At 71.0% G+C, this 14659-nt stretch carries 8 protein-coding genes and 1 tRNA gene; 7 read left to right on the forward strand and 2 right to left on the reverse strand.

Going from position 1 to position 14659, the window contains the following annotated elements; all coding sequences use genetic code 11:
• Positions 1 to 45: 45 nt before the first annotated feature.
• Genes gltB through pyk form a run of 3 tightly spaced genes read left to right on the forward strand, consistent with a single transcriptional unit; the run spans position 46 to position 7575 of the window.
• Positions 46 to 4626, forward strand: coding sequence for a glutamate synthase large subunit (gene gltB, locus QM626_RS09510; RefSeq protein ID WP_415076370.1), 4581 nt, complete (start codon positions 46 to 48; stop codon positions 4624 to 4626).
• Positions 4619 to 6085 carry a glutamate synthase subunit beta gene (locus QM626_RS09515; RefSeq protein WP_415076372.1) on the forward strand — a complete coding sequence of 489 codons (1467 nt, stop codon included), beginning with the start codon at positions 4619 to 4621 and terminating at the stop codon, positions 6083 to 6085. Before gltB ends, QM626_RS09515 begins: the two co-directional genes overlap by 8 nt.
• A gap of 44 nt (positions 6086 to 6129) precedes the next feature.
• Positions 6130 to 7575, forward strand: a complete 1446-nt coding sequence (gene pyk / locus QM626_RS09520) for a pyruvate kinase (protein WP_415076374.1) — start codon at positions 6130 to 6132, stop codon at positions 7573 to 7575.
• Between the two features lie 58 nt (positions 7576 to 7633).
• Here the strand turns inward: pyk and QM626_RS09525 are convergent.
• Positions 7634 to 7716 (reverse strand) — tRNA-Leu (locus QM626_RS09525).
• A gap of 76 nt (positions 7717 to 7792) precedes the next feature.
• Between QM626_RS09525 and QM626_RS09530 the strand changes: the two genes are divergently transcribed.
• The gene (locus QM626_RS09530; RefSeq protein ID WP_415076376.1) at positions 7793 to 8410 is read left to right on the forward strand and encodes an ANTAR domain-containing response regulator; all 618 of its coding nucleotides are present in this window, start codon (positions 7793 to 7795) and stop codon (positions 8408 to 8410) included.
• 34 nt (positions 8411 to 8444) lie between these two features.
• On the opposite strand, the gene QM626_RS09535 is transcribed toward QM626_RS09530, so the two are convergent.
• Positions 8445 to 8885: a PaaI family thioesterase gene (locus tag QM626_RS09535; protein WP_415076378.1), complete on the reverse strand. Its 441-nt coding sequence runs from the start codon at positions 8883 to 8885 to the stop codon at positions 8445 to 8447.
• 54 nt (positions 8886 to 8939) lie between these two features.
• On the opposite strand from QM626_RS09535, the gene polA reads away from it, so the two are divergent.
• From polA to QM626_RS09550, 3 genes are read left to right on the forward strand one after another with little or no spacing between them, the layout of a single operon-like run.
• Positions 8940 to 11573, forward strand: a complete 2634-nt coding sequence (gene polA, locus QM626_RS09540) for a DNA polymerase I (RefSeq protein WP_415076380.1) — start codon at positions 8940 to 8942, stop codon at positions 11571 to 11573.
• A 28-nt stretch (positions 11574 to 11601) separates the two neighbouring features.
• Complete coding sequence (locus QM626_RS09545; RefSeq protein ID WP_415076382.1) at positions 11602 to 13275, forward strand: DUF885 domain-containing protein; 1674 nt, start codon at positions 11602 to 11604, stop codon at positions 13273 to 13275.
• Positions 13272 to 14627: an FUSC family protein gene (locus QM626_RS09550; RefSeq protein WP_415076384.1), complete on the forward strand. Its 1356-nt coding sequence runs from the start codon at positions 13272 to 13274 to the stop codon at positions 14625 to 14627. The genes QM626_RS09545 and QM626_RS09550 overlap by 4 nt, the downstream gene beginning before the upstream one ends.
• Positions 14628 to 14659: the final 32 nt, after the last annotated feature.

A 14659-nucleotide genomic window follows, 5' to 3' on the forward strand; every position in this document is an offset into this window, starting at 1 on the left:
CCAGAGTCGTCCCTAGATCCAGCACCCACTGTGAGGACGGTACCTATGGCATCGAGCCCCCGTTTCAGCGCCGACTACCTCGGCTCCTTCCCGCACAAGCAGGGGATGTACGACCCTGCCCACGAGAAGGACGCCTGCGGCCTCGCCATGGTCGCGACGCTGCGCGGCGAGCCCGGCCACGACATCATCGACCTCGCGCTCACGGCCCTGCGCAACCTCGAGCACCGCGGCGCGATCGGATCGGACGCGGGCACCGGCGACGGCGCCGGAATCCTCACCCAGATGCCGGACGCCTTCCTGCGCGCCGTCGTCGACTTCGAGCTGCCCCCGGTGGGGGAGTACGCCGCGGGCCTGGCGTTCCTGCCCCGCGACGACGACGAGCGCGCCGCGATCAAGGAGCAGATCGCGCAGATCGCCGTCAGCGAGAACCTCGTCGTGCTCGGCTGGCGCGAGGTCCCCACCGCAGACGCGCACCTCGGCAAGCTCGCCTACGAGGCGCGCCCCGCGTTCGAGCAGCTGTTCGTGTCCCGTCCCGCGGTCGGCGACGCCCCGGCGCTGAGCGGCATCGCGCTGGACCGCCGTGTCTACCGGCTGCGCAAGCGCGCGCGGCGCGAGGCCGGCGCCTACTTCGTGTCGCTGTCGGCGCGCACCCTCGGATACAAGGGCATGGTCACCACGCTCCAGCTGGAGCCGTTCTACCCCGACCTGCAGGACGAGCGGTTCGCCTCCGAGCTCGCCGTGGTGCACTCGCGCTACTCGACCAACACCTTCCCCTCGTGGCCGCTCGCGCAGCCGCTGCGCATGCTCGCCCACAACGGCGAGATCAACACCGTCAACGGAAACCGCAACTGGATGCGGGCGCGCCAGTCGCAGCTGGAGTCCGAGCTGCTCGGCGACATCCGTCCGCTGCTGCCGATCTGCACCGAGGGCGCGAGCGACTCGGCATCCTTCGACGAGGTGCTGGAGCTGCTGAGCCTGACCGGGCGCAGCCTGCCGCACGCCATCATGATGATGGTCCCCGAGGCCTACGAGAAGCAGGCCGAGGTAGACCCGAAGCTGCGCGCCTTCTACGAATACCACTCGATGCAGATGGAGCAGTGGGACGGGCCGGCCGCCCTCATCTTCACGGACGGCACGGTCGTCGGCTCCACCCTCGACCGCAACGGGCTGCGCCCGGGACGGTGGACCGAGACGACGGACGGCCTGGTGGTCATCGGCAGCGAGACCGGCGTGCTCGACTTCGCGCCCGAGCGCATCAAGCGCCGCGGACGCCTGCAGCCGGGCCGCATGTTCCTCGTCGACACCGCCGCCGGCCGCATCATCGAGGACGAGGAGATCAAGCGCGAGCTCGCCGGCCTGCACCCGTGGCAGGAGTGGCTGGACGCCGGGCGCGTGCGCCTGGCCGACCTGCCGGAGCGCGAGCACATCGTGCATCCGATCGCCTCGATCACCCGCCGTCAGCGGACGTTCGGCTACACCGAGGAGGAGGTGCGGATCCTGCTGACCCCGATGGGGCAGAACGGTGCCGAGCCCCTCGGCGCGATGGGCAGCGACACCCCGGTCGCGGTGCTCAGCGACCGTCCGCGGCTGCTGTTCGACTACTTCGTCCAGCAGTTCGCGCAGGTGACCAACCCGCCGTTGGACTCGATCCGGGAAGAAGTCGTCACCTCGCTGTCGCTGGGGCTCGGCCCCGAGGCGAACCTGCTCAGCTGGGGACCGGACCATGCGCGCGCGGTCACGCTCGACTTCCCGGTGATCGACAACGACGAGCTGGCGAAGATCCAGCACATCGACACGGCTCTGCCCGGTCGCACGGCGGTGACGATCCGCGGCCTGTACCGGGTCGAGGGCGGCCACAAGGGCATGCAGAAGCGCCTGGCGCAGATGTGCGCCGAGGCCGACCGTGCCATCGAGGACGGCGCGGAGTTCATCGTGCTCAGCGACCGCGACTCGAACAAGGACCTCGCGCCGATCCCGTCGCTGCTGATGATCTCCGCCGTGCATCACCATCTCATCCGCAACGAGACCCGCATGAAGGTCGGTCTCGTCGTCGAGGCCGGCGACGTGCGCGAGGTCCACCACGTCGCCACCCTGATGGGCTTCGGCGCGTCGGCGGTGAACCCCTACCTGGCGATGGAGACCGTCGAGTATCTGGTGCGTGCCGGCTTCATCACGGGCATCTCGCCCGAGAAGGCGGTCAAGAACCTGATCTACGCGCTCGGCAAGGGCGTGTTGAAGATCATGTCCAAGATGGGCATCTCCACGATCTCGTCCTATGCGGGTGCGCAGGTGTTCGAGGCGGTCGGCCTGTCGCAGGCACTGGTGGACGCGTACTTCACCGGCACCGGGAGCAAGCTCGGCGGCATCGGGCTCGACGTCATCGCGGCCGAGAACGCCGCCCGCCACGCCTTCGCCTACCCGGAGGACGAGGCGGCGCGCGCCCACGAGCGGTTGTGGACCGGTGGCGAGTACCAGTGGCGTCGCGACGGCGCCCCCCACCTGTTCAACCCCGACACGGTGTTCCGGCTACAGCACTCGACGCGCACCCGCCGCTACGACATCTTCCGCGAGTACACGAAGCTCGTCGACGACCAGTCCGCGGAGCTGAAGACCCTGCGCGGCATGTTCCGGCTGCGCACGGGCCTGCGTCCGCGCGTGCCGCTCGACGAGGTCGAGCCGGTGTCGTCCATCGTGAAGCGGTTCTCCACCGGCGCGATGAGCTACGGCTCGATCTCCAAGGAGGCACACGAGACCCTCGCGATCGCGATGAACCGCATCGGCGGGAAGTCGAACACGGGGGAGGGCGGCGAGGACCTCGACCGCCTCCTCGACCCGGAGCGGCGCAGCGCGATCAAGCAGGTCGCCTCGGGCCGGTTCGGCGTGACGAGCATGTACCTGACCAACGCCGACGACATCCAGATCAAGCTCGCCCAGGGTGCGAAGCCCGGCGAGGGCGGTCAGCTGCCGCCGGGGAAGGTGTACCCGTGGATCGCGCGCACCCGCGGCGGCACGGCCGGCGTCGGTCTCATCTCGCCGCCGCCGCACCACGACATCTACTCGATCGAAGACCTCAAGCAGCTCATCTTCGACCTGAAGCGCGCGAACCCCGCCGCGCGCGTGCACGTCAAGCTCGTGAGCCAGTCCGGCATCGGCGCGGTCGCGGCGGGCACCGCCAAGGCCCTCGCAGACGTCATCCTGGTCTCCGGCTCCGACGGCGGCACCGGCGCGAGCCCGCTGAACTCGCTCAAGCACGCGGGCACCCCCTGGGAGCTGGGTCTGGCCGAGACCCAGCAGACGCTCATGCTCAACGGCATGCGCGACCGGGTCGTGGTGCAGGCCGACGGGCAGCTCAAGACCGGGCGTGACGTGGTCATCGCGGCACTGCTGGGCGCCGAGGAGTTCGGCTTCGCGACCACCGCCCTGGTGGTCGAGGGCTGCGTCATGATGCGGGTCTGCCACCTCGACACGTGCCCGGTCGGCGTCGCCACGCAGAACCCCGTGCTGCGCTCGCGCTTCACCGGCAAGCCCGAGTTCGTCGTCAACTTCATGGAGTTCATCGCCGAGGAGGTGCGCGAGTACCTCGCCGAGCTGGGCTTCCGGTCGATCGACGAGGCCGTCGGTCACGCCGAGCTCATCGACGCCGACCCGGCGATCGAGCACTGGAAGGCGAGCGGGCTGGACCTGACGCCGGTGCTCGACGGGCCGGCCTTCGCGGACGACGAGCCCCGCCGCAACATGCGCGGCCAGGACCACGAGCTCGACGAGCACTTCGACGTGCAGCTGATCGAGCGCGCCCAGGACGTCATCGCCCACGGCGGTCACGTGAGCATCGAGCTGCCCGTGCGCAACACCGCGCGCGCGGTGGGCACGATGCTGGGCAACCAGGTCACGAAGGCGCACGGCGTGAACGGGCTGCCGTCCGGGTCGATCGAGGTCCGCCTCACCGGCTCGGCGGGCCAGTCCTTCGGCGCGTTCATGCCGGCCGGCATCACCCTGCGCCTGGAGGGCGACTCCAACGACTACGTCGGCAAGGGGCTCTCGGGCGGGCAGATCGTCGTGCGGCCGCCGCGCGGCGCGTCCTTCGACGCGGCGCGGAACGTGATCGCCGGCAACGTCATCGGCTACGGCGCGACGCAGGGGACCATGTTCCTCAGCGGCATCGTGGGCGAGCGCTTCCTCGTGCGCAACTCGGGCGCGACCGCGGTGGTGGAAGGCGTGGGCGACCATGCGCTCGAGTACATGACCGGTGGCCTCGCCGTCATCCTCGGCCCCACCGGCCGCAATCTCGGCGCCGGCATGTCCGGCGGCATGGCCTACATCCACGGGCTGGACGCCGCGCAGGTCAACCGCGAGGCGCTCGCCTCCGGTGAGCTCGTGCTCGGCGAGCTCGGGTCGGGGGATGCCGAGATGCTCCACGACCTGCTCACCCGCCACGTCGCCGAGACCGACTCGGCGCTGGCGGCCGCCTTCCTCGAGAACTTCGAGGAGGAAGTGAAGAACTTCGTGCGGGTGCTCCCGCGCGACTACGCGGCGGTGCTCCAGACCCGCGAGAACGCGCTGGCGGAGGGTCTCGACCCCGACGGCGACGTGGTGTGGCATCGCATCCTGGAGGTGACCGGTGGCTGATCCCAAAGGCTTTCTGAAGGTCACCGAGCGCGAGCTGCCCAAGCGGCGGCCCGTGCCGGTGCGCATCCTCGACTGGCGCGAGGTGTACGAGCCCGGCGACTCGGCGGTGCTGCGGCGCCAGGCCGGCCGCTGCATGGACTGCGGCATCCCGTTCTGTCACAAGGGATGCCCCCTCGGCAACCTCATCCCGGAGTGGAACGACCTGACCTGGCGCGGCGAGGGGCGCGCGGCGATCGAGCGCCTGCACGCCACCAACAACTTCCCGGAGTTCACCGGCCGGCTGTGCCCGGCGCCGTGCGAGAGCGCCTGCGTGCTCGGCATCAACCAGCCGGCGGTCACGATCAAGCAGATCGAGGTGTCGATCGTCGACGAGGCCTTCGGCAACGGATGGGTCGAGCCCGAGCCGCCGGAGCGCCTGACCGGGAAGACCGTCGCCGTCGTCGGCTCGGGACCCGCCGGCCTCGCCGCCGCCCAGCAGCTCACTCGGGCGGGGCACACCGTCGCGGTGTTCGAGCGTGACGACCGCATCGGCGGGCTGCTGCGGTACGGCATCCCCGACTTCAAGATGGAGAAGCGCCACATCGAGGCGCGGCTGCGTCAGATGCAGGACGAGGGCACCCGCTTTCGCGCCGGTGTCGAGATCGGCGTCGACATCACCTGGGCCGATCTGCGCAACCGCTACGACGCGGTCGTGGTCGCCACCGGCGCCACGGTGCCGCGTGAGCTGGCGATCCCCGGTCGCGACCTGGCGGGCGTCCACTTCGCCATGGAGTACCTCGTCGAGTCGAACAAGGCGGGCGCCGGAGACCAGGTGCCGCACCAGATCACCGCGGAGGGCAAGCACGTCGTCGTCATCGGCGGCGGCGACACCGGTGCCGACTGCATCGGCACCGCCCACCGTCAAGGGGCGCTGAGCGTCACCAACCTCGCGATCGGCAAGCAGCCGGCCGCGAGCCGCACCGATGCGCAGCCCTGGCCGATGATGCCGACGATCTTCGAGGTGCAGTCCGCCCACGAGGAGGGCGGCGAGCGGGTCTACCTCGCCTCCACCGTCGAGTTCCTCGGCAACGAGGCGGGCGAGGTGCGCGCGCTGCGCGTGGCCGAGACCGAGTTCGTGGACGGGCGCCGGGTGCCCAAGAGCGGCACCGAGCGCGAGATCCCCGCCGACCTGGTCCTCATCGCGATGGGCTTCACCGGTCCGGAGCGCAGCGGCCTCGAATCCGACCTCGGCGCGCAGTTCACCGGCCGCGGCAACCTCGAGCGCGACGCCGACTTCCAGACCACCGCGCCGGGCGTGTTCGTGGCGGGCGACGCCGGCCGCGGGCAGTCGCTCATCGTGTGGGCGATCGCGGAAGGACGGGCGGCCGCGGCCGCCGTCGACCGGTACCTGATGGGCGAGACGGCGCTGCCGGCGCCGGTGGCTCCCACCGACATCGCCATCGGTCTGCAACTCGCCTAGGCTGACCAGAGCCCTGAACCCGACACCCACGGAGTACGAACCGGATGAGACGCGCGAAGATCGTCGCAACACTCGGACCTGCCACATCCACCTACGAGATGGTCCGCGCGATCATCGATGCGGGCGTCGACGTCGCCCGCTTGAACCTCAGCCACGGGGACTACTCGGTGCACGACGCGAACTTCGCGAACGTGCGCCGGGCCGCCGATGACGCGGGCCGGGCCGTCGCCGTCCTCGTCGACCTGCAGGGCCCGAAGATCCGGCTCGGCAAGTTCGCGGACGGGCCGCACGAGCTGGCCCCCGGGGACATCTTCAAGATCACGGTCGACGACGTGCCCGGCACCAAGGAGCTCGTCTCGACCACGTTCAAGGGGCTGCCGCAGGACGTCAAGCCCGGCGACTTCCTCCTGATCGACGACGGCAAGGTGCGCGTGAAGGTCCTGGAGACCGACGGCGTGGTCGTGACCACCGAGGTGATCGTGGGCGGCGCGGTGTCCAACAACAAGGGCATCAACCTGCCCGGCGTCGCCGTCAACGTGGCCGCGCTGAGCGAGAAGGACGAGGCCGACCTGCGCTGGGCGCTGCGCATCGGCGCGGACTTCATCGCGCTGTCGTTCGTGCGGGACGCGAAGGACGTGCAGCGGGTCCACGTGATCATGGCCGAGGAAGGGCGCCACATCCCGGTCATCGCGAAGATCGAGAAGCCGCAGGCGGTCGAGAACCTCGAGCAGATCATCGACGCCTTCGACGGCATCATGGTCGCCCGCGGCGATCTCGGCGTGGAGCTGCCGCTCGAGGCCGTGCCGATCGTGCAGAAGCAGGCCGTGGAGCTGTGCCGCCGCATGGCCAAGCCGGTCATCGTGGCCACCCAGATGCTCGAGTCGATGATCGAGAACCCGGTGCCGACGCGCGCGGAGACCAGCGACGTCGCGAACGCGGTGCTCGACGGCGCGGACGCGGTCATGCTCTCGGGGGAGACCAGCGTCGGCAAGTATCCGGTCGGGGTCGTGGAGACGATGGCGCGCATCGTGGCCTCCACCGAGGACCACGGGCTCGAGCGCATCCACCCGCTCACGACGAAGCCCCGCACCCAGGGCGGGGCGATCACCCTCGCCGCCAACGAGGTCGCGGAGTTCGTGGGCGCGAAGTACCTCTGCATCTTCACCGAGTCCGGCGACACGGCCCGACGGATGTCGCGGCTGCGGCCGAAGATCCCGATCATCGGGTTCGCTCCGGACCCGTCGGTGCGCCGCCGCATGGCGATCACCTGGGGGGTGCAGTCGACGCTGGTCGAGCACGTCGCCCACACCGACCTGATGTTCATCCAGGTCGACGACTACTTCCTCTCGAACGACCTGGCGGCCGTCGGCGACAAGGTCGTCGTGATCTCCGGCTCGCCTCCCGGCATCATCGGGTCGACGAACGACATCCGGGTGCACCTGATCGGCGACGCCGTGCACGGCAAGGCGCCGATCTACAAGAACGTCTGACCCGGACACAGCACGAAGGGGATGCCGGCCGGCATCCCCTTCGTGCTGTCCGACTCCGTGCCGGCGGTGGGAGTCGAACCCACACGCCCTCGCGGGCAACCGAGTTTGAGTCGGTCGCGTCTGCCATTCCGCCACGCCGGCCAGCCGGTCGAGCCTATCGCAGCGCGGCCCGCGCGGTCGTCACCGCGCAGGAACGGCCATACCGTAGGATTCAAAGGTGACCGACCTCGAGGAAACCGAGAAATCAGCTCCCGCCCCGCGACGCGTCGTCGTGGCCGAGGACGAATCGCTCATCCGGCTCGACATCGTCGAGATCCTCCGCGACAACGGTTACGACGTCGTGGGCGAGGCCGGCGACGGGGAGACCGCCGTGGCGCTGGCCACCGACCTGCGCCCGGACCTGGTGATCATGGACGTCAAGATGCCGCAGCTCGACGGCATCTCCGCCGCGGAGAAGCTCAGCAAGGCCCACATCGCCCCGGTCGTGCTGCTGACGGCGTTCAGCCAGAAGGAGCTCGTCGAGCGGGCCAGCGAGGCCGGCGCCCTCGCCTACGTCGTCAAGCCGTTCACGCCGAACGACCTGCTGCCGGCGATCGAGATCGCGCTCGCCCGGCACGAGCAGATCATCACCCTCGAGTCCGAGGTCGCCGACATGGTCGAGCGCTTCGAGACCCGCAAGCTCGTCGACCGGGCCAAGGGACTGCTCAACGAGAAGATGGGGCTGACCGAGCCCGAGGCGTTCCGCTGGATCCAGAAGGCGTCGATGGACCGCCGGCTCACGATGCAGGACGTCGCGAAGGCGATCATCGAGCAGCTGGCGCCCAAGAAGTCCTGACCCGGCGACCCCCGTCTCGCGTGAGGGGGTCGGCTCAGAGGTCCTTGATCAGGTTCGTGATGCGGACCGTGGACAGCCGGCGGCCCTCGTCGTCACGGCACACGATCTCGTGCACCGTGAGCGAGCGGCCCAGATGCAGCGGCGTGCACGTGCCGGTGACCCAGCCCTCGCGCGCCGACCGGGTGTGCGTGGCGTTGATGTCGATGCCCACCGCGAGGCGCCTCGCGCCGTTCGCGGTGAGGAACGCGTGGTAGTTCGCGTGCATGGACCCGAGGCTCTCGCCCAGTACGACGTAGGCGCCCCCGTGGAACAGGCCGACCGGTTGCGTGTTGCCGGCCACCGGCATCCGCGCCACCGCCCGCTCGGGCGTGCACTCCAGCCACTCGAAGCCCATCTTCTCGGCGAGAGCACCGGTTCCGCGCGAGGTCACCCACGCCAGGCCGGCAGCCGGATCGGGGGAGTCGGCGGGCGTCATGCGTCTCCCTGCGGTGTCGAGGCGGGTGTCCGACGCCGCGTCTAGGCTGTGAGGGTGCCGGACTCCTCGAAGCCTACCCTCCTGGTCGTCGACGGCCATTCGCTCGCCTTCCGCGCCTTCTTCGCGCTGCCGGTGGACAACTTCACGACCCGGGACGGGCAGCACACCAACGGTGTGTACGGGTTCCTGTCGATGTTCGTGAACCTGCTCAAGAACGAGAAGCCGAGCCATGTCGCGGTCGCCTTCGACACCTCGCGGGTGTCGTTCCGCACCCGCGAATACCCCGCGTACAAGGCCACTCGCAACGAGACGCCGCCCGAGTTCGCCGGGCAGATCCCGCTGCTGCAGGAATGCCTGCAGGCGATGGGCGTCACGGTGCTCGCCAAGGAGGACATCGAGGCGGACGACATCCTCGCGACCCTCGCCACGCAGGGATCCGAGCAGGGCTACCGGGTGCTGGTCTGCTCCGGCGACCGCGACACGATCCAGCTCGTCACCGACGAGGTCACCCTGCTGTACCCGAGCGTGCAGGGGGTCTCGCAGCTGAAGCGCTACGACCCGCAGACCGTGCAGGAGCGTTACGGCGTCCCGCCGGCGCAGTATCCCGAGATCGCGGCGCTGGTGGGGGAGACGAGCGACAACCTGCCGGGCGTGCCCAAGGTCGGGGAGAAGACGGCGGTCAAGTGGCTCACCCAGTTCGGATCGCTCGACGAGGTGCTCGCCCACGCGGACGAGATCACGGGGGTCGTCGGCGGCAACCTGCGCGCGCACGTCGAGGACGTCCGCCGCAACCGCTCGCTCAACCGGCTGCTGCGCGATGTGGAGCTCCCGGTGGGCCCGGCCGAGCTCGTCCGGACCCCCGTCGACGCGCAGGCGGTGCGCGACGTGTTCGCCCGGCTCGAGTTCCGCACCCTGCTGCCGCGCGTGTTCGAGGCGACCGGCGGCGCCCCGGGCGCAGACGAGGCGATGCCGACGGCGGCGGCCCCCGCACCCGCCGAGCTCGATGCGGAGGCGGCGGCCGCGTGGCTCGCGGCGTCCGGCGACGAGGTCGCGCTGACGGTCGTCGTCGAGAACGGCCTGCCGGTCCGGCTCGGCCTGTCCCGCGCGGATGCCGCCGCCGAGCTGAGCTGGACGGACGCTGCCGCCGGCGCACTCCGCGACTGGCTCGAGGGCCCGTCGCCGAAGGTGCTGCACGACGCGAAACCGCAGCGCAAGGCCCTGCGTCGCGCCGGCATCGACCTGTCCGGCGTCGGATTCGACACCCTGCTGGCCGGCTGGCTCGCGCGACCGAGCTTCCCCGACAAGACCCTCGGGCATCTGGTCGAACGGCACCTCGACGAGAAGCTCCCCGAAGCCGACCCGAACCAGCTCGTGCCCGAGGACGACGGCGCGACGCCGGGGCAGCTGTCGTGGTACACGCGACGGGTCGCCGACGCGCAACGCGAGCAGCTCCCGGCATCCGTGCTGCAGCTGCTGACCGCGATCGAGCTGCCGACCACGAGCGCCCTCGCCGACATGGAGCTGGCCGGGGTGGCGGTGTCCCACGACAAGCTGTCGGCGTTCTCGGGAGAGCTCGGCGCGCGGGCCGACGCGATCGCGCAGGACGCGTACGCCGCCATCGGCCGTGAGGTCAACCTCGGCTCTCCCAAGCAGTTGCAGGAGGTCCTGTTCGACGAGCTCCAGCTGCCCAAGACGCGCAAGACGAAGACCGGCTACTCGACGGACGCGGCCGTGCTCGCCGACCTGCAGGAGAAGGCGCCGCATCCGTTCCTCGACCTGCTGCTGCAGCATCGCGAGGCCACCAAGCTGCGGCAGATCATCGAGTCCCTCGACACGGCGATCGCCGACGACGCCCGCGTCCACACGACGTATCTGCAGACCGGCTCGCAGACGGGGCGCCTGTCCAGCACCGACCCGAACCTGCAGAACATCCCGGTCCGCACGGCGGAGAGCCGCCGCATCCGCGCCGCGTTCGAGGTCGGCGCCGGCTATGAGACGCTCCTGACCGCCGACTACTCGCAGATCGAGATGCGGATCATGGCGCATCTGTCGGAGGACCCGGGGCTCATCGAGGCGTTCAACGCGGGGGAGGACCTGCACCGCTTCGTCGGCGCACGCGTGTTCGGTGTCGACCCGGCCGATGTGACGCCGCCGATGCGCACCAAGGTCAAGGCGATGTCGTACGGTCTCGTGTACGGTCTGAGCGCCTTCGGCCTGTCCAAGCAGCTGCGGATCGACCAGTCCGAGGCCAAGCAGCTCATGGGGGAGTACTTCGCGCGGTTCGGCGCGGTGCGCGACTATCTGCGCCGATCGGTGGAGCAGGCGCGCATCGACGGGTACACCGAGACGATCTTCGGCCGGCGGCGCCCCTTCCCCGACCTGGCGAGCCCGAACCGGGTGCTGCGCGAGAACGCCGAGCGCGCTGCGCTCAACGCCCCCATCCAGGGCAGCGCCGCCGACATCATGAAGATCGCGCTCGTGCGCATCCACGACGAGTTCCAGGCCGCCGGGCTCGCCTCGCGCGTGCTGCTGCAGATCCACGACGAGCTGGTCGTGGAGGTCGCGCCGGGGGAGTGGGACGCCGCCGAGCGCGTCGTGCGCGCCCGGATGGCGGATGCGGCGCTGCTGAGCGTGCCGCTGGACGTGCAGATCGGGCGCGGCGCGAACTGGGACGACGCCGCGCACTGAGCGCCCGCACGCCGCGTAGGCTCCTAGGATGACCGAGGCTGCACGCATCCCCACCGCGATCGACGAGATCGCCGACCGCTGGGTCGACACGGTCGCCGCGCTCGATCCGCTCACGGCGACCTACATCGGCCGGTTCGAGCACAACGGCCGGTTCGCGGACTACTCACCGTCCGGGGCGGCGGCGTCGGCGGACGCCGCACAGGCGACGCGCGCGGAGCTCGCCGACGCCTCGCCCACGGACGCGATCGACGAGATCACGCGCGCCGACCTCGGCCGTGAGCTCGAGCTGCAGATCGAGCTGCACGACGCCGACGCGCATCTGCGCGACCTGAACGTGATCGACTCACCGGCGCAGAACATCCGCTCGGCGTTCGATCTGATGCCCACCGACACGGAGGAGGACTGGGAGGTCATCGCCGCGCGACTGGCCGCCGTCCCCGCCGCGCTCGACGGATACGTGCAGGCGCTTCGCGACGGTGTCGCGCGGAACGTCGTCCCGGCGCGCCGTCAGGTACGGGAGGTCGCCGTGCAGGTCGACCGCTACACGACCGCCGAGGGCTTCTTCGACCGCTTCGCCCGCACCGCGGCGCCGGCGGCGGGTGAGCTGCCCGAGGTCCTGCTGCGCTCCCTGGCCGCCTGCGCGGATGCCGCCCGCACCGCCTACGACGGCTTCGCCACGTTCCTGCGCACCGAGCTCGAGCCGGCCGCATCCGAGGACGACGCGGTGGGCCGTGACCTGTACGCCCTCCACTCGCGCCGGTTCCTCGGCGCCGTGATCGATCTCGACGAGACGTACGAGTGGGGACTCGAGGAGCTCGCCCGGATGGTCGCGGAGCAGGAGCGCGTCGCCCACGAGATCGCGCCCGGGGCGAGCGTCGAAGAAGCCGTCGCGCTGCTGGAGGCCGACCCCGCGCGCAAGCTGCGCGGGACCGACGCCCTGCGGCAGTGGATGCAGACCGTCAGCGACCTGGCCGTCGCCGAGCTCGGAGCCACCCACTTCGACATCCCGGAGCCGGTGCGCCGGCTGGAGTGCCGCATCGCGCCGACGGCGGAGGGCGGCATCTACTACACCGGGCCGACCGACGACTTCTCCCGGCCCGGGCGCATGTGGTGGTCGGTGCCGGAGGGTGTCACGGAGTTCGACACCTGGCGCGAGCTGACCACCGTGTACCACGAAGGCGTGCCGGGGCATCATCTGCAGATCGGCCAGGCCGTGTACAATCGGGCGCAGCTGAACGCGTGGCGCCGGATGCTGGCCGGGACATCCGGTCACGCCGAAGGCTGGGCGCTGTACGCGGAGCGGCTGATGGCCGACCTCGGCTACCTCGACGACCCGGCCGACCGGCTCGGGATGCTGGACGGTCAGCGCATGCGCGCCGCACGTGTGGTGCTCGACATCGGCGTGCACCTGCGCAAACCGCGGCCGGATGGCGACGGAGCCTGGGATCACGACTACGCGCTCGCGTTCCTGCGGCGCAACGTCAACATGCCCGACGAGTTCGTGCAGTTCGAGGTCAACCGCTATCTCGGCTGGCCCGGGCAGGCGCCGTCCTACAAGGTCGGGCAGCGCATCTGGGAGCAGATCCGCGACGACGCGCGCACGGCCGCCGGCGACGCGTTCTCGCTGCGCGACTTCCATCGCCGCGCGCTCGACGTCGGCGGGGTGGGGCTCGACACGCTGCGCGCCGCGCTGCGGAGGTGACCGCGGCGCGACTGCGTGCGGGGGTCGCGCCCGCTGCCGTCACGATGATCGCGGTGCTGGTCACGGTCGCGGCGGCGGTGCTCATCGACCCGGAGCCGGGCCTCGCCGTGTTCGGGACGCTGCTGGCGATCAGTCTCTCGAGCAGCCAGCTGGAACGCGATCTGCGGGGGCGGTTGGAGGCCGGCGTCGCGCTTCCCGCGATCGCGCTCCTGGGCGCCGCGGTCGGCTTCGCCCTGTCCACGGCACCGTTCGTCGGGGCGGCGGCGTTCTGCCTGGCGGGAGCGGCCTCCGTGTACTGTCGGCGGTTCGGAGAGCGGGGGCGGCGCCTCGGCGGTCTTCTCGTCCTCCCGTTCGCGGCACTGCTCGTGGCGCCGGTGCACAGCGACCGGCTCAGCGGGTGGGCGGCTGCGGCGTGCGCGACGGTGGTGGGCCTGGTCGCGTGGGCGGCCGTGACCGTGTTCCAGCTGACCGCCGTCCGGGTCGGCGTCCTGCCCCGCGTCGTGACCGCGGTCGTCGTGCAGCCCGCGCCGCCGAGCTCGTCGCGGCCGGATGCCACGACCCGCCTCGCGGTGCAGATGCTCGTGACGCTCGCGATCGCCTTCGCGGTCGGGTTCCTCGGGTTCGGCGACCGCTGGGCATGGGTGGTGATCACCGCGCTCACGGTGACCGTCGGGAACACCGGGCGCGCGGATGTCGCCGACAAGGCGCTCCAGCGCGTCGTCGGTGCCGGTGCCGGCTCGATCGTCGCCCTCGTCGTCGTGCTCGTCCCCGCGTCCGGGCCGGGGCTGGAGATCGTCGCAGCCCTGGTGGTGCTGTTCGCAGGCCTGGTGCTGCGGCACATCAGCTACGTGTGGTGGGCATTCGCGGTCACCGTCGTGCTGGCGGTCGCGCAGGGACTGACGACGGGGCCGTTCCCGCTGGGGGAGCGCTGGGAGGAGATCGTGGTCGGCGGGATCATCGCCGTCGTGGTCGCGGCGCTGGTGCTGCCCGTGCCCTCGGAGGCGAGCGTCCGCCGCGCGATCGCCGATGTCCTGGCAGCTCTCTCCGACTGGCTGACGGTCGCCGCCGGCGAGGAGGGATCGGGGCGGGACGAGGCGGCACTGCGGGTGAGGACCGCGCTGCGCGCGCTGGACCGCCGGGCACGCCCCTTCGACGGCCCCGTGCGGTGGCTCCCCGCCTCGTGGCGTCCGCGGGCGGTGGGATGGGTGGACCGGAGCCGTGAGGCGACGGCGTTGCTCCTGGCCGCGCCGGATCCGCGCGCGCGTCGAGCGCTGGGCGATGCGCGTCGTGCGATCCGCGAGCCGGGCGGGCTGCAGGCCGCGTTGGACGAGGTCGTCGTCGTGGCCTCCTAGCGTGCGCTGCCGGGGGAATGCCGACGAGGGCA

It is taken from the genome of Microbacterium sp. (assembly GCF_047606385.1).
In the GTDB taxonomy this organism is placed as follows: Bacteria; Actinomycetota; Actinomycetes; order Actinomycetales; family Microbacteriaceae; genus Microbacterium.

Excerpts from the sequence above, each read along its gene's own strand:
- gltB (WP_415076370.1), top strand. The coding sequence starts at position 46 with ATGGCATCGAGCCCCCGTTTCAGCGCCGACTACCTCGGCTCCTTCCCG.
- QM626_RS09535 (WP_415076378.1), bottom strand. The coding sequence starts at position 8,885 with ATGACGCCCGCCGACTCCCCCGATCCGGCTGCCGGCCTGGCGTGGGTG.
- pyk (WP_415076374.1), top strand. The coding sequence starts at position 6,130 with ATGAGACGCGCGAAGATCGTCGCAACACTCGGACCTGCCACATCCACC.
- QM626_RS09545 (WP_415076382.1), top strand. The coding sequence starts at position 11,602 with ATGACCGAGGCTGCACGCATCCCCACCGCGATCGACGAGATCGCCGAC.